Annotated in this window: 30 protein-coding genes; 15 read left to right on the top strand and 15 right to left on the bottom strand. The window is 50.1% G+C overall.

The genetic code is table 11. The features are described from left to right. Nucleotides 1-105 precede the first annotated feature (105 nt). The 5 genes from ACIRQ6_RS16760 (at nucleotide 106) to ACIRQ6_RS16740 (ending at nucleotide 5940) form a co-directional block, all read left to right on the top strand. The gene (locus tag ACIRQ6_RS16760; RefSeq protein WP_420861752.1) at nucleotides 106-933 is read left to right on the top strand and encodes a flagellar motor protein MotB; all 828 of its coding nucleotides are present in this window, start codon (nucleotides 106-108) and stop codon (nucleotides 931-933) included. Between the two features lie 99 nt (nucleotides 934-1032). Further along, the gene (locus ACIRQ6_RS16755) at nucleotides 1033-2352 is read left to right on the top strand and encodes a flagellar hook protein FlgE (protein WP_420861751.1); all 1320 of its coding nucleotides are present in this window, start codon (nucleotides 1033-1035) and stop codon (nucleotides 2350-2352) included. 25 nt (nucleotides 2353-2377) lie between these two features. Further along, nucleotides 2378-3826 carry a flagellar hook-associated protein FlgK gene (gene flgK / locus ACIRQ6_RS16750; protein WP_420861750.1) on the top strand — a complete coding sequence of 483 codons (1449 nt, stop codon included), beginning with the start codon at nucleotides 2378-2380 and terminating at the stop codon, nucleotides 3824-3826. Between the two features lie 3 nt (nucleotides 3827-3829). Next, on the top strand, nucleotides 3830-4840 hold the full coding sequence (locus ACIRQ6_RS16745; RefSeq protein ID WP_420861749.1) for a flagellin: 1011 nt from the start codon (nucleotides 3830-3832) through the stop codon (nucleotides 4838-4840). After that, entirely contained in the window at nucleotides 4837-5940 is a 1104-nt protein-coding gene (locus ACIRQ6_RS16740) for a flagellar basal body P-ring protein FlgI (protein WP_420861748.1), read from the top strand. The genes ACIRQ6_RS16745 and ACIRQ6_RS16740 overlap by 4 nt, the downstream gene beginning before the upstream one ends. Before the next feature lie 17 nt (nucleotides 5941-5957). Here the strand turns inward: ACIRQ6_RS16740 and fliP are convergent, their stop codons facing one another. From fliP to fliF, 4 genes are read right to left on the bottom strand one after another with little or no spacing between them, the layout of a single operon-like run. Then, on the bottom strand, nucleotides 5958-6686 hold the full coding sequence (fliP, locus tag ACIRQ6_RS16735; RefSeq protein ID WP_420861746.1) for a flagellar type III secretion system pore protein FliP: 729 nt from the start codon (nucleotides 6684-6686) through the stop codon (nucleotides 5958-5960). Between the two features lie 3 nt (nucleotides 6687-6689). Beyond that, a complete protein-coding gene (locus ACIRQ6_RS16730) occupies nucleotides 6690-6965 on the bottom strand; it encodes a FliM/FliN family flagellar motor switch protein (protein ID WP_420863926.1) in 276 nt (91 codons plus the stop codon). Next, entirely contained in the window at nucleotides 6955-7566 is a 612-nt protein-coding gene (locus ACIRQ6_RS16725; RefSeq protein ID WP_420861745.1) for a hypothetical protein, read from the bottom strand. Before ACIRQ6_RS16725 ends, ACIRQ6_RS16730 begins: the two co-directional genes overlap by 11 nt. Beyond that, a complete protein-coding gene (gene fliF, locus ACIRQ6_RS16720) occupies nucleotides 7563-9206 on the bottom strand; it encodes a flagellar basal-body MS-ring/collar protein FliF (protein WP_420861744.1) in 1644 nt (547 codons plus the stop codon). The genes ACIRQ6_RS16725 and fliF overlap by 4 nt, the downstream gene beginning before the upstream one ends. Nucleotides 9207-9321: 115 nt before the next feature. On the opposite strand from fliF, the gene ACIRQ6_RS16715 reads away from it, so the two are divergent. The 9 genes from ACIRQ6_RS16715 to ACIRQ6_RS16675 all read left to right on the top strand — a co-directional run bounded on the left by ACIRQ6_RS16715 (nucleotide 9322) and on the right by ACIRQ6_RS16675 (nucleotide 18150). Continuing rightward, nucleotides 9322-9807 carry a flagellar basal body-associated FliL family protein gene (locus ACIRQ6_RS16715; RefSeq protein WP_420861743.1) on the top strand — a complete coding sequence of 162 codons (486 nt, stop codon included), beginning with the start codon at nucleotides 9322-9324 and terminating at the stop codon, nucleotides 9805-9807. 10 nt (nucleotides 9808-9817) lie between these two features. Then, nucleotides 9818-10168, top strand: a complete 351-nt coding sequence (locus ACIRQ6_RS16710; protein ID WP_420861742.1) for a hypothetical protein — start codon at nucleotides 9818-9820, stop codon at nucleotides 10166-10168. A gap of 13 nt (nucleotides 10169-10181) precedes the next feature. After that, nucleotides 10182-10754, top strand: a complete 573-nt coding sequence (locus ACIRQ6_RS16705) for a MotE family protein (RefSeq protein WP_420861741.1) — start codon at nucleotides 10182-10184, stop codon at nucleotides 10752-10754. Nucleotides 10755-10829: 75 nt separating this feature from the next. Next, nucleotides 10830-11699 (top strand): flagellar motor stator protein MotA, encoded by an 870-nt coding sequence (gene motA / locus ACIRQ6_RS16700; RefSeq protein ID WP_420861740.1) that lies wholly within the window; start codon nucleotides 10830-10832, stop codon nucleotides 11697-11699. Further along, entirely contained in the window at nucleotides 11696-13705 is a 2010-nt protein-coding gene (locus ACIRQ6_RS16695) for a hypothetical protein (protein WP_420861739.1), read from the top strand. The genes motA and ACIRQ6_RS16695 overlap by 4 nt, the downstream gene beginning before the upstream one ends. A gap of 149 nt (nucleotides 13706-13854) precedes the next feature. Further along, nucleotides 13855-15939, top strand: coding sequence for a flagellar biosynthesis protein FlhA (gene flhA, locus ACIRQ6_RS16690; protein WP_420861738.1), 2085 nt, complete (start codon nucleotides 13855-13857; stop codon nucleotides 15937-15939). Continuing rightward, on the top strand, nucleotides 15936-16703 hold the full coding sequence (locus ACIRQ6_RS16685) for a flagellar biosynthetic protein FliR (protein WP_420861737.1): 768 nt from the start codon (nucleotides 15936-15938) through the stop codon (nucleotides 16701-16703). The genes flhA and ACIRQ6_RS16685 overlap by 4 nt, the downstream gene beginning before the upstream one ends. A 5-nt stretch (nucleotides 16704-16708) precedes the next feature. Then, on the top strand, nucleotides 16709-17791 hold the full coding sequence (locus ACIRQ6_RS16680; protein WP_420861736.1) for an EscU/YscU/HrcU family type III secretion system export apparatus switch protein: 1083 nt from the start codon (nucleotides 16709-16711) through the stop codon (nucleotides 17789-17791). Beyond that, nucleotides 17791-18150: a hypothetical protein gene (locus ACIRQ6_RS16675; protein WP_420861735.1), complete on the top strand. Its 360-nt coding sequence runs from the start codon at nucleotides 17791-17793 to the stop codon at nucleotides 18148-18150. Before ACIRQ6_RS16680 ends, ACIRQ6_RS16675 begins: the two co-directional genes overlap by 1 nt. On the opposite strand, the gene ACIRQ6_RS16670 is transcribed toward ACIRQ6_RS16675, so the two are convergent. Genes ACIRQ6_RS16670 through ACIRQ6_RS16630 form a run of 9 tightly spaced genes read right to left on the bottom strand, consistent with a single transcriptional unit; the run spans nucleotide 18151 to nucleotide 22728 of the window. After that, on the bottom strand, nucleotides 18151-18657 hold the full coding sequence (locus ACIRQ6_RS16670) for a flagellar basal body-associated FliL family protein (RefSeq protein WP_420861734.1): 507 nt from the start codon (nucleotides 18655-18657) through the stop codon (nucleotides 18151-18153). 9 nt (nucleotides 18658-18666) lie between these two features. Beyond that, nucleotides 18667-19398, bottom strand: a complete 732-nt coding sequence (flgH, locus tag ACIRQ6_RS16665) for a flagellar basal body L-ring protein FlgH (RefSeq protein WP_420861733.1) — start codon at nucleotides 19396-19398, stop codon at nucleotides 18667-18669. 3 nt (nucleotides 19399-19401) lie between these two features. Then, the gene (flgA, locus tag ACIRQ6_RS16660) at nucleotides 19402-19827 is read right to left on the bottom strand and encodes a flagellar basal body P-ring formation chaperone FlgA (protein WP_420861732.1); all 426 of its coding nucleotides are present in this window, start codon (nucleotides 19825-19827) and stop codon (nucleotides 19402-19404) included. Next, complete coding sequence (gene flgG / locus ACIRQ6_RS16655; protein WP_420861731.1) at nucleotides 19824-20609, bottom strand: flagellar basal-body rod protein FlgG; 786 nt, start codon at nucleotides 20607-20609, stop codon at nucleotides 19824-19826. The genes flgA and flgG overlap by 4 nt, the downstream gene beginning before the upstream one ends. A gap of 10 nt (nucleotides 20610-20619) precedes the next feature. Further along, nucleotides 20620-21333 (bottom strand): flagellar hook-basal body complex protein, encoded by a 714-nt coding sequence (locus ACIRQ6_RS16650; protein ID WP_420861730.1) that lies wholly within the window; start codon nucleotides 21331-21333, stop codon nucleotides 20620-20622. Between the two features lies 1 nt (nucleotide 21334). Then, complete coding sequence (locus ACIRQ6_RS16645) at nucleotides 21335-21601, bottom strand: flagellar biosynthetic protein FliQ (protein WP_420861729.1); 267 nt, start codon at nucleotides 21599-21601, stop codon at nucleotides 21335-21337. 3 nt (nucleotides 21602-21604) lie between these two features. After that, the gene (gene fliE / locus ACIRQ6_RS16640) at nucleotides 21605-21898 is read right to left on the bottom strand and encodes a flagellar hook-basal body complex protein FliE (RefSeq protein WP_420861728.1); all 294 of its coding nucleotides are present in this window, start codon (nucleotides 21896-21898) and stop codon (nucleotides 21605-21607) included. Nucleotides 21899-21924: 26 nt separating this feature from the next. Next, nucleotides 21925-22317 (bottom strand): flagellar basal body rod protein FlgC, encoded by a 393-nt coding sequence (gene flgC, locus ACIRQ6_RS16635; RefSeq protein ID WP_420861727.1) that lies wholly within the window; start codon nucleotides 22315-22317, stop codon nucleotides 21925-21927. Between the two features lie 12 nt (nucleotides 22318-22329). Beyond that, entirely contained in the window at nucleotides 22330-22728 is a 399-nt protein-coding gene (locus ACIRQ6_RS16630) for a FlgB family protein (protein ID WP_420861726.1), read from the bottom strand. Nucleotides 22729-22818: 90 nt separating this feature from the next. On the opposite strand from ACIRQ6_RS16630, the gene ACIRQ6_RS16625 reads away from it, so the two are divergent. After that, nucleotides 22819-24180, top strand: a complete 1362-nt coding sequence (locus tag ACIRQ6_RS16625; RefSeq protein ID WP_420861725.1) for a FliI/YscN family ATPase — start codon at nucleotides 22819-22821, stop codon at nucleotides 24178-24180. 45 nt (nucleotides 24181-24225) lie between these two features. On the opposite strand, the gene flbT is transcribed toward ACIRQ6_RS16625, so the two are convergent. Beyond that, nucleotides 24226-24630 (bottom strand): flagellar biosynthesis repressor FlbT, encoded by a 405-nt coding sequence (gene flbT, locus ACIRQ6_RS16620; RefSeq protein WP_420861724.1) that lies wholly within the window; start codon nucleotides 24628-24630, stop codon nucleotides 24226-24228. Then, nucleotides 24627-25004 (bottom strand): flagellar biosynthesis regulator FlaF, encoded by a 378-nt coding sequence (flaF, locus tag ACIRQ6_RS16615; RefSeq protein WP_420861723.1) that lies wholly within the window; start codon nucleotides 25002-25004, stop codon nucleotides 24627-24629. The genes flbT and flaF overlap by 4 nt, the downstream gene beginning before the upstream one ends. Nucleotides 25005-25062: the final 58 nt, after the last annotated feature.

Below are 25062 nucleotides of genomic sequence, written 5' to 3'. Positions count from 1 at the left end.
GCCACCAGATAGTTAACATTCGAGCTATAACCCCAAGCGCCGTTAAGCTGTCCTTCACCCCTTCCCCCTAAGTTCAGCCGTGGGTGAATTGAAAAGGTGGTGGAAATGGCAGCGCAGAATCTTGCGCCAGTCATCATCAAAAAGAAGAAAGTTGTTGGTGGCGATGGTCATCACGGTGGCGCTTGGAAAGTGGCTTATGCCGACTTTGTAACTGCTATGATGGCTTTCTTCATGCTGATGTGGCTGTTGAACGCAACAACTGAAAAACAACGCAAAGGTCTGGCGGATTACTTTACCCCGACCATACCTGTGAACCGTATCTCCGGTGGCGGCGATGGCGCTTTTGGCGGCACCAGTACGCTTTCTGAAACTATTTTGCCGCAATCCGGCACTGGGGGCATGGTGGCTTTGCCCTTGCCCCCTGGCACGCCCAACGATCCCAGCGCCCAAGACGCCAGCGGTAAGGACGAAGAAGAATTCGGCAAGATCGAAGAGGCTCTCCTTGGTCTCGGTGGTGAAAGTTTTGAAGCCAACGAACTGCTGAAACATATCGTTACAAAGGTCACCGACGAAGGCCTGGTCATCGAAATTTTCGAGACCCAAACAGCCTTCTTGTTTGAACAAGACGGCCTGACACCTACGGATCTTTTGGTAGCGATTGCCGAGGTTTTGGTCCCAATGTTTGATCTGGTCACTAACGGTGTGGCCGTCGAGGCCCACGTGCGCATGCAGCCTATTGTTGCGCGAACAGATCGTACTTGGGAAGCGTCGCTAGGGCAGTCTCAATCCATGCGACAATTACTTGTCGAAGAAGAGCTGGACAGCGCCCGTATCAAACGCGTGGTCGGGCATGCTGATCGTGAATTGGTCAGCCCCAATCCACTGGACCGTCGCAACAACAGATTAGAAGTCATTTTGCTGCGATCAGATTGATCTTTGAAAATAGAGCTAATTTTATCTGTTAGCCCGCCGTTAAAGTCCAAGGCCTAACTGTGGCAACGATTGAACTTCGTTGCAGCAGAAAGGCTCATCATGACGATATCTTCTTCGCTAAACGCAGGGGTAGCTGGTTTGAACGCCAATGCCAGCCGCCTTGCGTCTATTTCTGACAACATCGCAAACTCGGGTACATTTGGGTATAAACGGGTTACTACCGATTTCCATTCGATGGTGACAACAGAGGCTTCCGGCACAGCTGGCAAATACTCCGCCGGTGGTGTGCGCGTGACCAACATGCGCCTCATTGATGAACGCGGGCCATTGGTCACCACCAGTAACCCAACAGATTTGTCTGTCCGGGGTCGTGGGATGTTGCCGGTCACCAACGCAACGGATGTGGAAGTAAACAACGGCGATGTGCCGATGATGTTTACAACGACTGGATCCTTTCGAACTGATGCTGAGGGTATCTTAAGAACGGATACTGGGCTTGTTCTTATGGGTTGGCCGGCCAACGCTGACGGCACTATCCCAACCTATCCACGCGACACAGCGGATGGATTGGAACCTATCCAAATCAACGTGAACCAGTTTGGTGGCGAGCCAACAACCCAAATGTCTTTGGGTGTTAATTTGCCTGCAACTGAAACAGAATTCGGTGGCGCAGGGGACACAGAAGAACTGTCAGTGGAATACTTTGACAACCTTGGTACGTCTCAAAGTCTGACCGTTCAGTTCACGCCCAACACGACCGTCGCACCATCCTCAAACCAATGGAACATGGTCCTGACAGATTCGGCCTCTTCTGGTACCGTTGTCGGTGAATACACGATCGATTTTGACGACAGTCGAACCTCGGGTGGCACGATCTCTTCTGTCGCAGCAGTGGGCGGATCCCCTGGCGGCGCCTATGATCCTGTTGCGGGAACGTTTGAGATTATAGTTGATGGCGGTCCAATAACAGTGTCGATTGGGGCCCCAGGTGATAGCACTGGCTTAAGCCAGCTGTCGGACAACTTTGCGCCAGTCTCTATCCAAAAAGACGGGTCTCCTGTTGGCAATATGACCTCTGTTGAAGTCGACGAAAATGGTATGGTTCGCGCGTTCTTTGACATTGGGATTTCACGCACAATCTATCAGATTCCTTTGATCGATATGCCCAATCCCAATGGCCTGATTGCGATGGACAACCAAACCTATTCAGCCTCACCCGAAAGTGGTTCTTTCTTCCTTTGGGACGCGGGCGATGGCCCAACAGGTGAAATTCTGAGTTTCTCACGCGAAGAATCTGCGACAGATGTTGCAGCTGAATTGACCAGTCTCATTCAGACCCAGCGGGCGTATTCCTCCAACGCAAAAGTCATCCAAACTGTGGATGAAATGCTGCAAGAAACCACCAATATCAAACGTTAATCTCTAAAATAGGGAAGGTCAGACAATGTCTATTACCTCATCTCTTTCTAATGCGCTTTCGGGGCTAACAGCCGCGTCACGTGGCGCAGAAATAGTGTCATCAAACGTCGCCAACGCCCTGACCGAAGGGTATGGCACACGAGATATCTCTCTGACGGCACGATTTGGAGGGGGTATTGGGGGCGTCTCTGTCGTGGGGGAAACCCGTCGTATCGACGCAGGATTATTGTCTGACCGCCGCCTCTCAGACGCAAACCTTGGAAATGCAGCTGGACAGGCAAGCTACCTCAGCAAAATTGAGGCTATGGCTGGCCTTCCCGGTGAGGATGGATCTTTGACCGATCTCATTGCAGATCTTGAGGCAAGTTATCTTGAGGCCACCGCGTTTCCAGACAGTGAACCCCATCAACAAGAAATACTGAACAACAGTCTTAATCTAGCGAACCGTTTGAACGACATGTCTGATATGGTTCAACAACAGCGACAGATTGCTGATAGATCGATAAACGATCAGGTTAATTTTTTGAACGCTGCGCTCAAGCAAGTCGAATCCCTAAATGCAGATATCCAATCTGAATCTCTGTCTGGCGTAGCTGTTTCGGGCCTTTTGGATCAGCGACAGCAAGTTATAGACAGTATCTCCGAACTTGTCCCTATCCGGGAAGTCCCCCGTGCCCATGGGCGTGTCGCACTCCTGACAACCGGGGGGGCCCAATTGGTTGATGGACCTGCCGCAGTTATTGGGTTTTCGCCCAGCAACACAATCGTGCCAGACATGGAATTAAGTGCAGGATCCCTATCCGGGCTAACGATCAATGGCCGGGCTCTGTCTGAAAATAACCGTGCAATGGATGGCGGTGCAATCGCTGCAAATTTTGCTATCCGTGATGAGTTGGCCGTCAAAACCCAAGCGCAGCTCGATAGTATGGCGCTTGATCTAATGTCCCGGTTCGAGGACAGCGCGGTGGATCCCACGCTTTTGCCTGGTGATGCTGGTCTCTTTACGGACAATGGATCGGCAATGGACCCCTCTATGGAATTGGGCTTGGCTGCACGCATATCTGTTAACGATGCAGTTAATCCCAATTCGGGTGGATTTCTCTTTCGAATTCGGGACGGCATTGGTGCTGTGACTGCTGGCTCAGTTGGCGACACAAGCCTATTACAGGCCGCCTACACGGCACTAACGCAACCTAGCGTTCCGGCGTCGTCTACAATTTCAAGCCAAGACCAGTCTGTTCAAAGCCTTGCGGCTGAATTTTTGTCGCAAGTGACTTTGGAAAAATACACACAGGAAAACACTCAATCGTTCGCTCAGTCACGCAATCTGTCGCTCACTGCATTAGAACTTCAGGGTGGAGTAGACACTGATGAGCAAATGCAAAAACTCCTGCTGATAGAGCAAGCGTATGGTGCCAACGCGCGCGTCATTCAGACAATAGACGATCTCATCCAAACCCTAATTAGGATTTAATCCATGTCTTTTACTTCGATCGGGGATCTGGCGCAGAGTCTGCAATTGCGTCAATTCAACACCGCGCTCAAGACCCAAACCAAAACTCTGGCCAGTGAACTGGCTACGGGACAACATCAGAACCTGACAAAGCACCTTGGGGGCAACTTGAGGATCTTGGCAGGGCTTGAATCAACCATAGACACGCTTGGGTCATACACTCGAAACGCGGATCAGGCCGGTCGCATTTTAGAGGATACGCAAACCGCCCTCAACGCAGTTCAATCGGCTGTTTCGGATGCATCATCCGAACTTTTATCGACAAAGAATGCGGCAAACGCGTCTTTGTTAGATACAACAGCTGAAGCTGTAAAAATCCGTCTTGATACAGCTCTGGCCGCCCTTAATACGCGATCGGCAGGGCAGTCTTTGTTTTCTGGCATTGCGATTGATGCCAAGGCAGTTCCGTCTGGCGAGGATCTCTTGGATTTGGTTCGTGCTGATATGGTTGGGGTAACAACGGTAGGTGATGCAGTTGCGGCCCTAAATACGTTTTTTGACGATCCTGCTGGTGGCTTTGCGACTCTTGCTTACGGCGGTGATGCACAGATCCGCGGCGACATGCAAATCTCTGACGATCAATTCATAGAGGTCGGACAAACCGCCTTGGATCCGGTTATCACGAATGCCCTTAAGGGTTTGGTTGCTGGCGCGTTAATAGCTGATGCAATCCCAGACGGTACTGTCGAGACCAAGACGGTTTACATGGACCTCGCTGTCCAAACGACGCTCAATGGCGCTGCTGATCTTTCCACCCTTCGCGGGCGTATTGGCCTGCAAGAGGGGTTGGTCTCGGATCTAAAAACGCGACATTCCGCTGAACTCACGACCCTCGAGATCAGCCGTAACGAACTGGTCAGCGTTGATGCTTATGAAACGGCGACCAGACTGGAAAATACACAAATTCAACTTGAGACGCTCTATGCTGTTACAGCACGCCTCTCATCTCTCAAATTGGCGGATTTCTTAAGATGAAAAAACTTATTGTGGCCCTATTTTTGGGTATCTTTTTGCCAAATATTTTGGTCGCCAACCAGATCAGGATCAAAGACTTGGTTGAATTTGACGGCGTCCGCGGAAACGATTTGGTGGGCTATGGTTTGGTCGTCGGTTTGAACGGAACTGGCGATGGCATCAGAAATGCGCCTTTCACAGAAGACATTATGTCCAATATTCTTGAACGATTGGGCGTTAATATTACCGGCGAACAGTTCCGGCCCAAGAACGTTGCCGCTGTATTTGTGACCGGTGCTTTGCCGCCATTTGCACGTTCTGGGGCCAAGATTGATGTTACAGTTTCTGCGATTGGTGATGCCAAAAGCTTGCTCGGCGGTACTTTAATTATGACCCCTCTGAATGCAGCAGATGGTCAGATTTATGCGGTCGCCCAAGGGTCGATTATCGCAGGGGGTGTGGCGGCTGAAGGAGAAGGCGCTCGTGTGGTCCAAGGGGTTCCCACATCCGGTGTCATTCCAGCTGGGGCGCGCGTTGAGCGTGAAGTTGAGTTTGACTTTGGTGACATGACGTCGGTTCGGTTGGCGCTTAGGACACCTGATTTCACGACAGCTGGTCGTATTGAAACAGCGATCAACCGATCTTTTGGAAGAGGTGTTGCTCAGATGCTAGACGCGGGAACAGTTGAAGTATCTGTAGCGGCCACCCGTCAACGATCGCCCGCTCACGCCTTGGGCCGTATTGAGAACATTCTGGTGGAACCCCAAAGACGCGCACGCGTGGTCGTTGATCAAAGATCAGGCACGATTGTTATGGGGGAAGACGTCCGTATTTCCAGGGTCGCTGTCTCGCAAGGGAACCTTACGCTACGAATACAGGAAGCGCCGATTGCAGTTCAACCCAACCCCTTCAGTGATGGTGAAACTGTTGTCGTTCCGCGCACGGATGCTCAGATCGAACAAGAACCCGGTACTGGCCTGGCTGAGGTGCCAAACGGTGCTTCGTTGTCTGAGGTAATAGCCGGTCTGAATGCATTGGGTGTTTCGCCAATGGACATGATCGATATCCTCAAGAGCGTAAAGGCGGCGGGCGCCCTGCACGCAGAGTTCATTGTAAGGTAATTTAGTAGAGTGCGCGGCTAGAAGTAGCTGCGCACCAAGCTGCTGGCGATTAAGCTCCAGCCATCGGCCACAACAAAGAAAGCCAGCTTAAAAGGCAACGACACAATCGCCGGTGGAACCATCATCATACCCATCGACATCAAAACAGCTGCGACAACAAGATCGATGATTAGAAACGGCAGGAAGATAATAAACCCGATCTGAAACGCGCGTTCAATTTCGGAAAGCAGAAACGATGGAACCAAAAGAGACAGCGAGGATGAAGGCGACAACTCCGTTTCTGCATCTGGCCGCAGTTCTGCCAGCACAAAAAAGGTGTCTGGGTCTATTCTACCAGACATAAAGACGCGGAATGGTTCAAGGGCGGTCACAAACGCTTCTTCGAGCGGCATTTGATTGTTGGAAAAAGGCTCGATCGCTAGTTCATAGCTCTCGAGAAAAACTGGCTCCATGATGAAATAAGTCAGGAAAAGTGCGAGAGTGACGATCAGCATATTGGGCGGTGATTGCTGCAGACCGATGGCTTGCCTCAAAATTGCCAGTACAGTGACCAGAAAAGGAAAACAGGTCACCATGATCAAAATGCCGGGAACCAGACTGAGGATCGTCACAAGGGCTAGTAACTGGACAGACCGCGTCGCCAGAGAGTCTTGGTCGCCTAGAGAAATCGACACATCTTGAGCATTTGCCGAGGTTACAAAGCAAAGCAACACCAGACCAACAGCGGCAAGCCCATTATATTTCATAACCTAGCGTCCGTCGGTTTGAGCAATGATTTCGACCAATCGAACTGCTAATTTTCCACCGGGTTCTTCTGGTAATTCTTCCAATGCCCCGCGGGCAATCAATTTATCACCAACATAGAGTTCGACAGGATCATCAACGGTCCGATCCAAGGCCAAGACGTCATCTTGGGACAGGGACAACATTTCGCGGATTTTTGGCTTGGCCTTCCCAATGATTATCGAAACCTCGATCGGAACCTCTTGGAAAGGGTGAGTTGTGTTAGGGGTATCATCGGCCATCATTTTGACCTCCAGTTTCAAGTTTGAAGAAATCCTGTAGGATTTGTGAGATATCTTGCAGTGCCTTACTGAGATCCAATTCGACGGTCTTGGATGTGCCAACGAGCCTGGCTTGGTTCAAGCCCACAACAGGATCAGGTTCGATTTGGACAACTTCAGCGACATCGTCTGGTAAGGATCCCGAAACAGCGGTTTCGTTTTCTGGCGATACAAGGATTGTCACCGGCTGTTGAGACGCCTCTGACAGCATATCCATGATGGCGTCTACGACCATTGGAACCAGTGCAAGTTCCGCCGTTTTTGGCAGTACTTTGGCCACAACTTCGCTAAGGACAGGCTCTATTGATTTTATAACGTGTTGCCGGGCCTCGGCATGACCGAAAGAAAAATCCTGAAAGCACTGCACCAGATCCATGCTGAGCTTGTTTTGGTTATCTTGATTTGTCTTACTAGCGTCATCCCAGCCAGCGCGATAACCGTCTTCAAAAGCGGCAAGTCGAATATCCTCTGCTTGCTCGTCGCCCGCCATCACGGCTGGTGAGCCAGACGGGGTGTCAGATTGCGATCTGGATTTTACTTTTTCAAGCGAAACTCGGATCATGTCGCTTTCTCCGGTTCATCCATCCATTTTTGCAAAATTGACATAGTTTCAGACTGCCGGTCCTCGATGGTTTGTTTCAGACGCTCCACTGGGTCTTCTGGTAGGGCCAGACCGCCGTCGCCCCCGAACCCGCCGTTGGGATCCGAAAAGTCGCCCATAGGTGTCATGGCAGGTAACTCAAAAAGCCCATCATCAATTTCGCCAGTCAACGCGGGTCCAGCAAGATCATTAGCTGTAGCAGCGTTTCCTTCTTGTGGACTGGCAGGCGGTAGCAAGGCTGGGCTGGTATCATTGTTGCGACTGGTCAAGATTGGTTTGAGAACGAACATACCCAAGATTAGAGTGACCACGGCCAACGTCGCCATTTGAGCAAGCGACATTATATCCAGATTGAGGTTCGAAAGCAGCGAAGACGGATTTGTCGTGCCAACTGTTTCGGTGGCTTCGAAAGGTAGCGATTCGATGGTCAAGACGTCGCCACGATCAACGTCTAATCCCACAGCCGACGCGACCAGGTCGTTCAAGGATGTCATTTCGGCAGCACTTCGTTCTTCGCTGACTTTGTTGCCTTCTGCATCAATCGCCTGTGTATGATTTACCAGAACTGCAACAGTCATCCGCTTGATTGCGCCTGGCGCTCGCACCACTTCTCGCTGAATTTCAGAAACTTCGAAATTCGTACGTTCCCGAGTTTGAGCGGTTTGGCTGCTTTGACTTCCTGGCTCGGCGGCCTGTCCGTCGGGTAGGTTTGATGCGACGGTGACCTGCCCACCGGAGGCCCCCTGAGAACTGTTGGTTTGTTCTTCAACCTCGGTGCTGATTGCCACACGGCTTTCTGGATCAAACCGCCGTTCCACCACTGATTCAGTTTCGGTTACGGTCTCAAGGCTTACCTCAACAACGGCATTGCCATACCCAACCCGCGCCTCCAACAACCGTTCTACACTGGCCTTCAGGAGGGCCGCACGTTCAGAACTGTTGCCCCCAGCGCTAGCTTCGTCTTCGCCCGCGGATACCAGTCGGCCGTTGTCATCTATGATTGACACGCTTGAAGGGTCCATGCCGGAAACAGCTGAGGCGATTAGAAATTTTAACGCTTTGGCTTGCTGGGCACTAACTCCGTTGCCATTTGCGACCAAGCTAACAGATGCAGTAGGATTTTGACGCGTTGCGAAGGGTGATGCGCTGACTGATGAAATATGAACGCGCGCCGATCTGATGTTTGGGTTTGCCGCAATGGTTCGCGCCAACTCACCTTCTTTTGCGCGCCAATAGGCTGCATCAAACATTTGCGAGGTCGTACCAAATCCCGAAAGGTTATCCAGCAATTCGTACCCCGCGCCCCCAGTTGCAGGCAGACCCTGACCAGCCAAGGTCATACGCGCCAAATCGCGTTGACTGGCCGGAACATAAATCGAGGCGCCTCGCACTTCGAACGCCACGCCCTGTGCCTCGAGTGATGAAATCACGTCCCCCGCAGCAGAGCTTTCTAATCCTGAGTACAGCACGGACATGCTGGGTTGCGTCGACATCCTAGCCAAGGAAACAACCATGGCTACAATTGCAATTGACGCTAAAAGGGCCACGGCCTTTTTCTGCGCATTCAATCCGTTCCAGATCGATAAAAGATTGGTCAACATTCTGCTCCCAAGCAAACGACGTTCTGCCTTTGTCCAAATCGTTTTTGCAGATGCATCTTAAGAAACGGTTAGCTCAATCTCGGTAAATGAAAGGAAATCAATTCAAGGAAGCCCCATGGCCGATGAAACTGAAACACCGGAAGAAGAACCAAAGAAAAAAGGCAAAATGCCCCTAATTCTTGGGCTCGTTATGGCGATTCTCTTTGGTGGTGGCGGCTTCTATGCTGTCCAGTCCGGGATGATTCTTGGCGATGGCGCTGGTGAGGAAGAGTTGTCGGAAAAGGAACTCGAGGCGCTGCCTGAGATTACTTTTTTGGAACTTGACCCTCTGATTGTCTCGCTCGGACCAAATTCGGCAAACAGTCATTTGCGTTTTCGGGCCAACTTAGAGGTGGAAGGCGCTGAGAAGCAAAATGTTGAAACGGTGCTGCCCCGAATTGTTGATGTTTTGAATAGCTACCTAAGGTCAGTCAGTGTCGCTGAACTCGAAGACCCAAGGGCCCTGACAGGTCTACGCAGCCAAATGTTACGCCGCATTCAAATCGTCACTGGGCCAGACCGGGTGAATGATTTGTTGGTGATGGAATTCGTACTCAATTAAGGAAATAACCATGGCACTCATTGCTGATATAATGTTGATTGCGGGGGCTTTTGCGGCCGGTTTCTATTGCTTCGTTCTCTCGCGGCGGCTCACAAAGTTTACTGATCTTAAGCAAGGTGTCGGAGGTGCCGTTGCTGTCTTGTCGGCTCAGGTGGATGATCTCACCAAAACGCTTGAGAACGCCCAAACGACTGCCAAAATGTCCGGCCAAGCTCTTGATGAGCAGACCAAGAATGCCGAGAAAGTAGCGCAAAGGTTGGAACTGTTGGTCGCATCAATGCATGACCTTCCGGTCCAGAATGAACCTAAGCCAGTAGCGCCTGACCAAGATGCGGCATTGTTTGTCCGGCACAGGCAGTAGTGGGAGAACGCAGATGAAACAGCGTAAAACTCGCAAAAGAACAGCGCGTGGCGCATTAACCGTCATCATGATTTTGTTCTTGGGATCCGGTGCAATCCGTATAACTGGTTTCACGGGGCAGGCATTCGCGCGCGAAGATGCATTAGCGCCTGGAACGGTTCAGCCCACAATGCCTTCAGTTGATGTTGCTGCCGCGATTTCGGCACTTTCGGTCCGCGAAGAAAAAGTAGCTCAAACCGAAAAGCGTGTGGAGGCGCGTTTAAAAGTCTTGGCTGCAGCGGAGGCAGATTTCGAGACCAGCAGAGCTGCGTTAATTGAGGCCGAAGAGGCGCTTGCTGATACCATAGCGGTTGCAGAAACCGCCATGGAAAACGACATAGCACAACTTGCAACTGTCTATGAGAAAATGAAACCAAAGGATGCTGCGAAACTGTTTGCTCAGATGGATCCTGAATTTGCGGCTGGTTTTTTGGCGCGAATGAAGACTGACGTTGCGGCCGCAGTTTTGTCGGGGCTAGATCCTGCGCAGGCTTATACAATTTCGGTTCTACTGGCTGGTCGCAATGGAAATGTTCCAAAAGAATAGCTTGGTCGAAGCGATTTCTTAATACCCTTTGTGGCATACCGGACGGTGAAATAACACTTACAAGGGTTCTCCGAAATGATTGGCATTGTTGGCATTATCATCATCTTTGTCATGGTGTTCGGCGGCTATTTGGCCGCAGGCGGCAAGATGGGGATCATCCTCAAATCGCTCCCTTACGAGATGACGATGATTGGTGGCGCGGCTGTTGGCGCCTTTGTTATCAGTAACGATATGGCGTCGATCAAACACACTCTCAAAGATTTGGGAAAAGTCTTTAAAGGTCCAAAATGGTCACCAGAAGACTATAAAGATTTGCTATGTCTTCTCTTCGAATTGTTAAGGCTGGCTCGTCAAAATCCAGTAGGGCTTGAAGAACATATAGAGAACGCTCCTGAATCCTCGATATTTGGTAATTATCCTAAAATTCTGGCTGATAAAGAGGCTGTCGCCCTCATTTGTGACACGATGCGGTCCGCATCCATGAACTATGACGACCCTCACCAAGTAGAAGAGGTGCTGGAAAAGCGTATGGACGCTAACCTTCACCATGCAATGCATTCAAGCCATGCGTTGCAAACTATGGCCGATGGCTTGCCCGCTTTGGGTATTGTTGCTGCTGTTTTGGGTGTTATCAAAACGATGGGATCCATTGATCAACCACCCGAGATTTTGGGTAAACTGATTGGTGGCGCTTTGGTTGGCACCTTTTTGGGAGTATTCCTGGCGTATGGTTTGGTCGGGCCTTTTGCTTCAAAAGTGAAGACGGTTACTGAAGAGGACGCTCACTTCTACCAGCTAATCCGAGAAGTGTTGGTGGCTAATCTGCACAACCATTCGACGAATATCTGCATTGAGGTTGGACGCCAAAATACACCGGGCCACATCCGCCCAAGCTTTTCTGATCTGGAAGAGGCGTTGAAGTCAAAAAAGCAAGACGCCGCATGATTAGGATTTTGATCTTCATAGCCGTCACCCTTTTTGGGCTGCAGAGTAACGCTCAAACCGTAACTATACGATCTGGGGATCACGCGAGCTTTACTCGATTGGTTTTGACCGTAGGAGACCAACAACGGTGGAGCCTTGATAAAAGCGAGAACGGATTTGTTCTAGTTAATCCGTCCTTTGAGGGAGACTTTGATTTATCAGGGATCTTTGAACGGATTCAAAGAACCCGCCTAAATGATCTTTCTATTGCACCTTCAGGCTTGCTTGAGCTGCAACTGAACTGCCCGTGTTATGGCGATATTTTTCCTTATGGATCCACTCAAATCGTTGTCGATATAATAGACGGACCAGCACCAGAAGATTGGTCAGGTCCAACTTTTGTAAACGCAGATACAGATCAAGTTCCTGTTGAGGAAGATGAGGAGGAGATCCCGCAACTACCGGTGATCTTTAGCACCCAAGTCGCGAAATCAGCGCCCAAACCAGTGTTACCGCCGATCTTGCAGCCTGAGTTTGAGCAAATAGAAGAGATCACGGAAGAAATGCAAACCCAGTTACTTGGTCAGCTGGCTCAGGCCGCCGCTCAGGGTCTTCTAAGTCCAAACCAAACAGAAGTTGCATCTGTTCCAACTAATGCGCCCAGCAATGAAGACATCGAAGAAGATTCAATAGCTTTAAATCTAATTCAAGACAGTCCGGAGCCATCAAATTTGGGTATCGCGGCTCGCACGTCTTTTGACGAACTGGCCGATCTATTGTCGCCGTCGTTGGGTGGCCAAATCGACACAGTGTGCCGTCCAACTTTTGATCATAAACTATCGCAATGGACGTTTGGCAGCGATTTCAACGACGGCTTGGGTAGGGTCAGAATGAACCAAGCCCGACCAAACCAAGATCCTCTGACGTCTGACAAAAAAGACATTATCAGGCACTATTTGTATTATGGCTTTGGCGCCGAGGCGAGTGCTCTACTCAAGGGTGAGAAAGAATCGACATCAGAGAGCCAATTTTTGAGCGAAATAGCGGCTCTTCTAGACAACCCGCAGACCTATAATTCGACATATTTTCTTCAGTACTCTGACTGCGTAGGAGAGTTGGGACTCTGGGCTTTCCTTTCGAACGCCAAGGGAGCTAAGTCGATCAAAATGTCGGCTAAAAATTTAGCTCAAATAAAGCAAAAATTACCTCTTCACCTCCAGACCCATTTGGGTGCCGTCTGGGTACAACGTCTACGTGAAGCGGGTCTGACTGACCTCGCAATAACCGCAACCAAGGTGGTTGAAAGTCTGTCGATACGCCCCTCAAATGATCTCAATATGCAGTCAGCTTTGATCGCCTTGGACCAAGATCAGGACGACCAGGCGGAAGTTCTTTTTGAGGAAATTGCGAACTCGACAGATTCAATTGCGGCCGACGGATTCATTGAAATGCTTAAAATTCAAATTGAACAGGGTGGAATACCAAAGCCTGAGCAGATTACTCTGTTAGACGCATACTCCCGGGAAAACGTTGATGCGGATCGAGGGAAAACACTCTCCGAACTAGCGGCGCTGGCGAGAGTAATGTCTGGGGACATATCGGATGGGCTGCAACGCTATTCGGGTCTTGGATTATCCCAAAAAAAACTGGACCGGGACATGCAACTTGTCGTCCAGCATAGCTCTCAGCAATCGGTGATTTCTCTTGCCCAACAGATTTCTCTAGCGCCGAACGAAAACGGATTGCCACAAGCGGACCGTTCTACACTTATCGAGCGCGTACGATCATATGGTTTTGACGCCCTAGCTGGACAACTCGATTCAAATTCCCAACTCAGTCAGACAGCATCGGCCGCTCAAGAACAGGAAAATGACCTTCTGGTTTTCCAAACCGAAAATGAACCAGTTGCGTTCGACCAGCCGCTTGGGCTTAAGAACCTACTCGCTAATATTAAGCGATCTCAGGACCTGCGGAAAACCGTTGAAGAGGATCTGAAATCTACCATGACATCTTCAGTCGACGGATAAAAACTTACTAAATTTCAACACATTCATATTAACCCTCTGACTGGATGTTTATTTCTTCTTCAGGGCGGTCGCATGAGTAACAATTCTAAGGATCAAATCTGGCTGAACGGCCAAGTTTTTCTTGAATTCCAATTGGGTGAGGTCACCTAATGGACTTCTCCGCCAAGACTATTTTCCAACCCACTATCCTTCTTGCTTTGGCACTTATGGCAACCATCGTGATGATGATTTTGCCAATGCCGCCTTGGGTTCTGGATGTTGGCCTGGCTGCCTCGTTCGGATTGGCAATTCTAATCTTCACTGTAACACTATTTATTGAGCGGCCCTTAGATTTTTCCTCGTTCCCTACGATCTTGCTTGCCTCATTGATGTTGCGACTTTCAATGAACGTCTCATCAACCAAACTCATCATTGGCCAGGGACACACTGGAACATCGGCAGCCGGTGACGTTATCCAAGGCTTTGCAATGTTTGTGATGGGCGGAAGCGTCTTTCTTGGATTGGTCGTATTTTGCGTTCTGTTGATCGTGAATTTTGTGGTGATAACCAAAGGGGCCACACGGATGGCCGAAGTGGGCGCCCGTTTTGCCTTAGACGGAATGCCAGGAAAGCAATTAGCCATCGACAGCGACATGTCTGCGGGCGCAATTGACCACCAAGAAGCCAAACGACGCCGTGAAGTTGAGCAAGCTGAAACAACGTTCTTTGGTTCCCTTGATGGTGCTTCAAAGTTCGTCAAAGGCGATGCAATCGCCGGTTTGTTGATCACATTGTTGAACCTCGTAATGGGGCTTTTAATGGGCACAATTGTTCATTCAATGCCGATATCCCAAGCATTTGAAACCTACGCAATCTTGACCGTTGGCGACGGTTTAGTGACCCAAATCCCTGCAGTTATTATCTCGATTGCCGCCGCTCTTTTGCTAGCCCGCGGTGGCGCAAAAGGTACGTCTGACAACACTCTCTTCAGCCAACTCGGAAAATTTCCTGGGGCGCTGGCAACTGTGGCGGCACTTATGGGCCTCTTTGCTTTGGTCCCGGGGCTTCCGTTTATTCCATTCCTGGCTGGATCATTGGCTCTGGGCGCTGCGTCATTTTATATGGCCCGAAAAAATGCCGAAGAGGAAAAATCAAAGACCCCGTCGGAGGAAATCAAACCCCTTTCCCCCGAAAAGACTCTGGGTGACATTTTGGATTTGGACGACATTCACGTAGAATTTGCGACTGACTTGATCGACATGGTGCTGGATCCTGGCACCGGATTAGACTCGCGGATAAACAACATGCGAACTCATATTGCCGTGACATATGGGATGATTCTGCCCGAGATTAGACTGACCGATGATGCATCACTTTTACCGGGAAGCTACGTCATTAAAATCCAAGGCGTTGAACAGGCACAAGACACACTATTTCCTGAACAAGTCTTAGCATTAATGCACGGTGGACCTGCCCCGAATTTCCAAGGTCCGGAAATCAAAGAACCAGTTTATGGCGCACCGGCACGATGGATCGACAAAGATCAAGCTGAAGAAGCCGGCTTGGACGGCATGACTGTTGTTACACCGACCGAAGTATTGGCCACGCATCTTTTGGAAGTCATAAAACGTAACTTTTCGCGACTTCTGACACTAAAGGGTTTGCGCCGACTGTTAGACGAGGCAAGACGTTTGTCAGACCCTGTTCGGGCCGAGGCAAACTCCAAATTAATCGATGACCTTATTCCGGAGAAAGTCACTTTGGAAATGCTGTTGTCTGTATTGCGGTTAATGTTGGATGAACGTGTTTCAATTCGAAACCTGCCGGTCATTCTTGAGGCAATCTCTGAAGCGCGGGGGAGTCACGCTCGGCCAGAAGCAATTTGTGAGTATGTGCGCCAAAGGCTCGGGTTTCAATTGGTCGCAGATCTTCGGAGGGCCGACGGAACAATCCCATTGGTGCAATTAGCGCCCGAATGGGAGGACGTGTTTCGGAACTATCAAATTGACGGTGAACATGGGGCGGTTGACGTCGCACTGCCGCCTGAAATGTTCAATAAGCTGGGTGCGGCCATTACTGAAAAAATGGCCAAGGCTGGGGATATGGGAATCAACGCTGCTCTTGTCACGTCGGTTCAGCGCAGGCGGTTCTTAAAGACGGTTATGATTGCAAAAGGTCTTCTAAATCCGGTGTTGTCATTCGAGGAAATCGGCGTGGATGCGCGGCCGTCATTGGTAGGGCTGGTTCCAGCATGATGGAACTCTTGACGTCTGTTCTGGGTTGGACAGAACAAACTCTTTTTATCGGGTTTGTTGTCTTCGCAAGGATTGGTGCAACTGTTTTTCTGCTTCCGGCTTTTGGCGAACAATCCGTCCCGGCTCGGGTAAAGTTAGCCATGGCTGTGAGTTTCACTTTGATTGTGGCGCCTGCCGTGTATCCGCAAATCGAATTGGCGTTGGCCCAAGCGGGGCCACTTTCGATTCTGTTTCCCGAGGTGGTTGTTGGCTTGGCTTTAGGTGTCGGGGTAAGACTGTTCGTGTTGGGGCTTCAAACCGCTGGAGCAATCGCTGCCCAATCCACATCCCTGTCGCAGATATTTGGCGGTGCTGGCGTTGATCCACAACCTGCCATTTCGCATATCTTAGTGGTCTCTGGCCTTGCGCTGGCTGTCCTTTTGGATTTGCACGTGCGCGTGGCGTTGATGATGGTTTCATCCTATGATCTTTTACCGGTCGGCCAATTTCCTGACCGCGATTTCCTGACAATGTGGGGGGTTTCAGTCGTGGCCCAGGTTTTTGCTCTGGCATTCACATTGGCTGCGCCATTTGTGATCGGATCCATGATCTACAACGCAGCGCTAGGGGTGATAAACAAGGCCATGCCCCAGCTCATGGTCGCATTTGTCGGTGCGCCAGCGATCACTGGGGCAAGTATCTTTTTATTGGCTGTTAGTGCACCCTTCCTTTTGTCTTTGTGGATTGGTGCGATGAACGCCTTCATCTCTAATCCGTTCGGATAACCCAGATGTCTGAAGATACCGGAGAAGAAAAACAACACGAGGCAACAGAAAAAAAACTGCAAGATGCACGCAAGAAAGGTGACCTTGCCAAGTCTGTGGATTTGACAACGGCTGCAGCTTACGGCGGCTTTCTTTTGGCCTTTTATGGTTTTGGTAGCGGCCTGATGGCGGTATTTGGTTCGGACCTGATGCATTTCATCGCTGAACCATCGACCTTGGCGCGCAATGTTTTTTCCGACCAAGGGCCTGTGATTATTGGTGCACTAAACGTGTCTTTGATTAAGACCCTTGGTCCCTGGTTTTTATTGCCAGCCGTTTTAGCCCTCTCATCGATTTTGGCTCAACAGAGTTTTGTGGTCGTCGTCAGCAACCTTGCGCCTAAGATTTCGCGGATATCGCCTCTGTCGAATGTGAAAAATAAATTTGGCCGCAAGGGCCTTTTCGAGTTTGCCAAAAGCTTTGTGAAATTGTGCTTTTCAGGAAGCATTGCGTTCTGGTTTTTGGCCGATCGGTTTTCCGAAATTGTGCTGACTATGCAGCAAGGCTCTCATCAAGTTGCACTTCAGATGGTCCTGCTTTTGGGACAGTTCATGGTCATTATGTTTCTATTCACGCTGCTTATAGGCAGCTTGGATTTTTTCTGGCAGAGGCAGGAATTTCTGCGAAAAAACCGGATGTCACATCAAGAACTGAAGGACGAAGCAAAATCCTCGGAAGGGGATCCGCATCACAAGCAGCAAAGACGCCAACGTGGGTATGAGATCGCAACTTCACAAATGCTGACGGATGTTGAAAAGGCGGATGTGGTTGTTGTGAACCCCACACATTATGCAGTTGCGTTAAAGTGGGATCGTGATCATCCTGGTGCTCCAATCTGTGTAGGCAAAGGCGTTGATGAAATAGCTGCTCGGATCCGTGAATGTGCGCAAGAAAATGCAATTCCCATCCACTCGGATCCTCCCACAGCGCGGGCTTTGCACGCCACGTTGGAGATTGGCGATGAAGTACCCCCCGAGTTTTATGCAGCAGTCGCAGCGGCTATCAAATTTGCCGAGAAAATGAATTTGAAGGCCAAGGGAAAAATCTGATGCCCAAAACTGATTGGAATAAGCTTAAACAAATCACTGAGTTGAAATACCTCAAGCAAGCTCAAACACTGAGTAAGCTTACCAAGAAAGATCAGGCAGATCGGATTGCCTTTGACACCCTGCGTGAGAAACTCTTGAAAGGCGCATCGGCAAAGTCCGACACCTCGGCCCTCATGATCCATGAAAGAAATAAATCGCTTTGGTTGCAGCGTGGTATTGCCGAATTGGCTGAAATCAACCGAAAGCGTGCTTTAACCAATGCCGAAATTGCACAGCAAAAGACACATGTTGCTCGGGCTTTTGGTCAAAATGAAGTGGCGGGCGTTTTGGCCAAAAAAGCAACCAAAACCCCGCGATGATCAACTGTCCTGGCGAACCAGATCTGTAATTAGAATGCTTTTGGCGCGATCTTTGGTTAGGATCTCTTGCGTCACATTGGTCAACGCAACCCGCAAAGTGTCCAGTTTCGCACTTGAAGTAAACGCGCCGTCAAAACCGCCCAAGGCCGCGTGATCAAATAGAACAGTCAGGATTGCATCGCGAAGCTTTGGCTCGCGCTGAAACACAACTTCTTTGCTGCCCAACGTCACTTCAATACTCACCGACATAATCACCAGGGAGGCCACCCTGTTGTCCTTGACCACGGGTACCACAAACTGATTGTTCAGCTTCACATATTCCAGTTCGCTGTTCTCTTCTTCCTGCTCTTCTTTTTGAACAACCTTTTCCACCTTCTCCATGGTTTCAAGGTCACCGCAGGGATGGTTAGCAACCAATGTCTCTGGTTCAGGCTTGAGGACAACGCCGGCGCCAACGCCGCCAGCCAGTCCAATAAGTGCAAGAAGGATTGGGAGGATTTTTCGCATAATATGTCCTTAGAACGGAAGTAAGATATCCAAAACTTGCTGACCGTACCGTGGTTGTTGGACATCGCTAATCTGTCCGCGACCACCGTAAGAAATACGGGCTGAAGCGATTTTGTCATAGGTGATTTCGTTTTGTCGCGAGACGTCTTCTGGGCGCACGTATCCCGTTACCAAAAGTTCACGAAGCTCAAAGTTAACTCGGACTTCTTGCGTCCCCTGGATGGCCAGAACGCCGTTTGGCAAAACATCCAAGACAGTCGCAGCCACCCTAAGTGTTAGTTTCTCGCGCCGTTTGACAGACCCATCGCCACCAGATGAACTGTTGGAATTCAAATCAACAGCATCCCCCATGGTCGCCCCCACGGGCAAGTCTTTGTTTATCTGTTGTGGCAAGCCCAACAACTGCGGAACAGACAGGCTTTCGCTGCCGCTGCGCGAGCGTTCGGAAGCATTTGAAAATTCGGCGCGGTCGTCAATTTCGATGACAACTGTCATGATATCACCCCGCTGGCCCGCACGCCGATCGCCTAGCAGAGACCTGCGATCAGAATTCCAAAGGGATGACTGATCCAACCCACGATCAGGCGTTGTCGACATTGGCAAGGATGGCGACAGCATTGCGGTATGTTCTTGATTGGCAATCGTCGGCGATAGTTCGGGCTCTTGACCGATGTTTTCGATGCGCGCGCACGCGCTTACACCAACGCCTAGAACGGCTGCTAAAGTTATAATTTTCAACATAATTTACTGCCTTACGAAAACGGACCCGTCCTGTTGAACGACCCCCAAAACGATTGTTCGAGACGCGATATTCATTACTCTCACTACATCGCCTAAGGCTGCACGCTCCAGCGAGCGACCTTCGGTAATGATCTCCAATCCCGAAACTTGATACTTCAGTCGTACTTGCCCGTTGCGTACCACCAGTGCTGGCGGCCCAACGTCCGCGGATTGTATGGGTCGACCGGGATAAATTGCTTTGCGCGTTTCCAAACCGACCACCTGTGATGGATCTGAAAAAGCCCCCTCTTTAGCCGTGCTTTGAACGACAAGATCATCATACGTTAAGATCGTATTGGGAGAGATTGTCCGAACAGCAAACAGAGTATCGGCCGCAGCTATTTGTGCGCAAAAAATACCAATCAAGAGGGTTAAATACGCGTGGATCATCGGATTTGAGTCGTTGCGCTCATCATTTGATCCGCCGCGGTGATGACTTTTGCGTTCAATTCATAACCGCGCTGGGCTTCGATCAGGTCCGTGATTTCTTTGACGGCATCAACAGAACTGTCTTCCAAATAGCCTTGTCTGAGAAATCCAAGACCATTTTCGCCAGCAGTCCCAACCAGTGCAGGGCCTGATGCGCCAGTTTCGGAAAAAAGGTTACTCCCCAAGGCTTCTAGACCCTTGGGATTTGTGAAACTGGCCAAAGTGAACTGACCCAGCAACTCTGGCTCAACCCTATCCGCAAAATAGGCATAAACCTCGCCTTCGGAATTGATTGAGATGCTTGTTGTATCGGCTGGAATAGTCACGTCTGGAACGACTGGAAATCCATCAGAAGTCACGATCAAGCCGTCACCAGTCTGCTTCAAACCACCATCGCGGGTGTAGGCAGATGTGCCATTTGGCATTGTTACTTCTAGATATCCGTTGCCTTCGATTGCCACATCCAGATTACCGCCGGACAAAGAAATCGATCCTTGCTCGATGACCTGAGAAACAGCCGAAGGGCGAACGCCCAAACCCAGCTGAACCCCGGTGGGCACCAATGTTCCGTCGGAGGCGTTGATTGCGCCAGCTCGGACCAACTGCTGGTAATGGAGGTCGGAAAACTCGGCGCGTCGCGCATTGTAGCCGGTAGTGTTCATATTCGCCAAGTTGTTCGAGATGACTTCCACACGCATTTGTTGCGCGCTCATCCCGGTAGCTGCAATTTGTAATGCTCGCATGATTTGTTCCTTATCTACCCATGTTTTCAAGGACTTTGCGCACACGTTCGTCCTCTTTTTCTAGAAAGCTCTGCCCCAGTTCATAAGCGCGTTGCACTTCGATCATTCGGGATATTTCCCAAACGGGATTGGTATTCGATTTTTCGACGAAGCCCTGTAAAACTTGAGCATTTTCAACAGGTAACGTGCCGGAGGGGGCATTGAACATGACACCCTTCTGACGTTCCATTTCCCCGGAATCTACTGGAACGACCAACCCGATTTGTGAAATTGGATTGCCCTGTACACTGACTGTTCCATCCCTTGAAATCGCTATGCTGCCTGCATCTTGTGGGATAAACACTGGCGCGCCACCGGCATCCAAAACGGCATACCCATCGGGTGTGACCAACTGGGATTCGGCGTCGGTAGAGAAATTGCCGGCACGGGTTAGGCGCTCGCCCTCAGGTGTTTGAATAACAAAATAGCCGTCGCCTTCGATCCCAAGGTCGAGTGTGCCCCCGGTTTGGGTCAATCCGCCCTGAATATCCCAAATATCGCGGCCTACCATTCGTGCCATGGATACAGATGGACCAGATTCCGGGGTCGCGACAAATTCTGAGAAAATGACTCCTTCCCGCCGGTACCCAGTTGTTGCTGCGTTAGCGATATTGTTCGCGATTGACTGCATTTCATGGCGTAAGCCAGATTGGCGGGTAAGGGTTGTGTAAGACGAGGCGTCCATGTCAGCTTCCTACGATTAAAGGTACGAGTTGAAATTGAAAAAAGGCCGTCAATTTTTGGGTCATAAAGCCCATCGAAATCCAAAAAACGGCCAACATTGCTGCGACTTTTGGCACAAATGTCAGCGTCATTTCTTGGATTGATGTCAGGGCCTGGAACAAACCAATCGCGAGGCCGGCAACCAGAGCGACCACCAACATTGGCATCGAGATTGTTACAGCAACCCAAAGTCCGGCCCTCATGACATCAAAAAAGACAGCTTCGTTCATGGATTAGACCGGCATCCGCAGAATTTCTTGGTAGGCCTCAACAACTTTGTTCCGAACGGTAACTGCGGTTTCAACAGCAAGTTCTGCTTGGGTTAAGGCCTGCACCAAGGCATGCGGATTGGCATCGCCAGACATGGCGGCCATTGCCTGTTTTTCACCTTCTCCCAACGTGTTGGCAAAGTTTTCTGCCACTTGATGAAAGGATTCGCCGATCTGTCCGGCACTTTCTGGCGAAGGCGCGGTAGCGCCGCGGATAGAGGCGTATTTCTGGGCGGCAATTGAAGAAAGTTGTTCCATTCTGGATCTCCTTTTCGGTGGTACAATTAACGTCTGAGTAATTCACTCAGAGAGGATGACATTTTGCGGGCTTGCTCAAATACCTTGAGGTTCGCCTCATAACTGCGCTGGGCTTCGCGGGCGTCCGCGATTTCGATGACTAAATCTACGTTCGATCCGTTATAGTATCCGCCAGTGTCTGCCATTGGATGACCGGGATCGAAGATGCGGGTCAATTCTGCATCAGAAAGGCTCACACGGCCGGCTTGTACTTGGCCGGTTGATTGTCCAAATTCGAGAACCTGTTCAAAGCTAACGGCCTTCTTGCGATAGCCCGGTGTATCGTTGTTGGCGATGTTTTCAGAGACATGTTGCAGTCGTTGAGATTGTGCATTCATTCCACTCGCTGCGATCGAAAAAATTTGTGTAAAACCTGACATACTTTTTCCCTTCTAGTTTCGGCCGAGGCTGGTGCGCAGGACAGTAAGAGCATTCTTATAAATGCTGATGGCACGGTCATGTTGGCGCTGTGATTCTATGGATTTGACCATTTCCAATTCCAGTGAAACCGAGTTTCCATTCAGACTTTCTGAAGGGGTCTCGAAGGTTTTGGTCTTGGAGGTGTTCACGGTTGCGCTACTTTGAAGATGACCCTTGCGAGACTGAAACATCGCAAAATCTGAGGAATCTAAAGTGCCTGCATCCAAGGTTTGGGCAAAAGAGGCCACGTCTTTTGCGCGATATCCCGGTGTATCCGAGTTCGCAATATTCTGGGCAACAATCGCATGCCGTGCAGTGGCGTGTTGGGCCATCGCACTCGACATTTCGAAAACTTTTAAATTCTTGTACATCGGGGCTTCTCCCTCGATTGGTTTCAACCAAGGCTTAACCCTCATTCGTTTAAAAACAGTTTCAAGATACTGGTAAATTGGAGCTGCAGAATGCGCGACCTTGCTTTTCGAAATCTACTTAGTGAAGTGGAATCGCTTAAACCCTTAAAACGGCTAGGGTCCATTGTTGAGGTTTCTGATGGCGTTCTTCACGTGGGCCGTTTGTCGGATATTGCGCGCATGGGTGATCGCGTAAAGTTGCATCGCCAAGACGGGTTTATTTTCGGCCAAGTTGTACGCTTGGGCGAATCCAAGGTGCAAATAATGATTGAAGGTAGTTCCGATGGAATCCTTGTTGGTGATACTGTCGAACTTATCGGACCTCAGACAATCTCGCCGAATACGTCCTGGATCGGTCGGGTTGTTGACAGCAATGGTCAACCATTAGATGGACGGCCAATTTTGAAAGGTCATGCAGCCCGATCAATCACCAATGGACCGATTGCATCGACGCTTCGAAAACCGATGGGTGCCCGCCTCGAAACTGGAATGGCTATTTTTAATACGATGCTTCCATTGGTTAGGGGTCAGCGTATCGGTTTATTTGCAGGTTCTGGGGTAGGAAAGTCTACTTTGCTTGCGTCGTTCGCTAGAAATGTTGAGGCTGAAATTGTGGTCATTGCTTTGGTCGGCGAACGAGGTCGCGAAGTTGGCGAGTTTATCCATTCGGTTCTTGGCCCCGAAGGCATGAAGCGCACAATTGTTGTTGCCGCGACCTCGGATGCATCCGCGCTGGAACGGCGCAGATGCGCTTGGGCAGCGATGGCGATTGCCGAGCACTTTAAGGAAGAAGGCAATCATGTCTTACTGTTGCTCGATTCTTTGACACGGTTCGCAGAAGCCCATCGCGAAATCGCCTTGGCTTCGGGGGAGGTTGCAGCCCTGCGAGGATATCCTCCATCTACAGCACATTTGTTGATGTCTTTGTGCGAGCGGGCGGGTCCCGGCGGACAACATGAAGGGGATATAACGGCAGTATTCAGTGTTTTGGTTGCGGGATCTGATATGGATGAGCCGGTCGCTGATATGGTGCGAGGCGTCTTAGACGGGCACGTGGTCATGGACCGTGACATTGCTGAAAGGGGCCGGTTTCCAGCGATAGATGTACTTAGATCGGTCTCTCGAAGCCTGCCTGTTGCGGCATCATCAGATGAAAATGAAAAGATAAATCAAGCCCGTCGATTATTGGGAAGCTACGAGCAATCAAAGCTCATGGTGCAATCTGGATTATATGTCTCGGGCAGTGATCCCCAACTTGACGAGGCTATCGATGTTTGGCCTGCCCTCGATAGCTTTGTGTCCAATATGGACGATCCAAATGTTGAGATCAGTTTTGAAAAATTGGGTTCTGCATTGCAACGGACGAAAAGTCGTTCGGTGGTTGCGAATTCTGTTTTGGAGCGTCGTAAGTAAATTTCTTCCGATGCCTTCATTTTCTCATTCTTTTGATGCCTAGCCCTATGTGTTGGCAGCCGCCATCAATCGTTCTTCCCGAGGAAGCAATCCGCGCAAAGCCTTGAGAGCCTGATAAAATTGCCCCTCCAGAACACTTTCTGTCGCGTGATCCAGGAGTTTGCGACTGTCGTTGTCGGTCAAAACCTGACTTAACTGTTCAATTCCCCGAATAAGCTGCGGTTTGGCCTCTTCCAATTCAACGTCACCAGAAAGCACGAGTTGAGCAATATAGCAGACCCGTCTTACAGGTGTCTTCGCAGTTTCAGGGTGAATTGCATCTTTTAGCCGCAAGATATTGGCGTTAGGGGTCATTATTGCAAGTCTGCTGCGGCGCTCGCCGTTTTCAATCACAGCGCCGTTAATTAAAACCCGCTCACGTGGGCCTAGCTTCAAAACCAATCCGCTCATTTTTTTGTTCCTTCAGTTTTCAAGCCGCGCATGATCGCAACATTGATGTCCACCAGCGCATCTGGTTTTGCTTGACCCTTAAGTATTTTGCGTGAGTGCTGGGATGTGAAATCCGCAAGGTAGAAAATTTGGGCACGTAGCTTATCAGGTAATCCATTGTCCGGCTCGGCGACCATGCTAGCAAGCAAGGTCCATAGTTTCCGGTTTTCATGGATTGCTTCGACAAGTTCTATGTGACTGGGTGATGCTGCCAACGCAACTTTACGCAATCTTCGTGTTACGCGGGCAAACGCCTCATATTCAAGACTCTTGGGGGTGCGTATTGGTGCAGCTGAGGCGCCGTAGCCTGAGCGTGCCAAGGAGTATGCGTTCACGTGGATTCCTTCCCATTGAACAAAAAACCGTCAAATCAGTATAAAAGGGACGCGGCTA

Source organism: Algirhabdus cladophorae (genome assembly GCF_044772865.1).
GTDB lineage: Bacteria > Pseudomonadota > Alphaproteobacteria > Rhodobacterales > Rhodobacteraceae > Algirhabdus > Algirhabdus cladophorae.
Note: the sequence above shows the minus strand (reverse complement) of the source record. Positions and strands in the feature narration are given on the sequence as shown.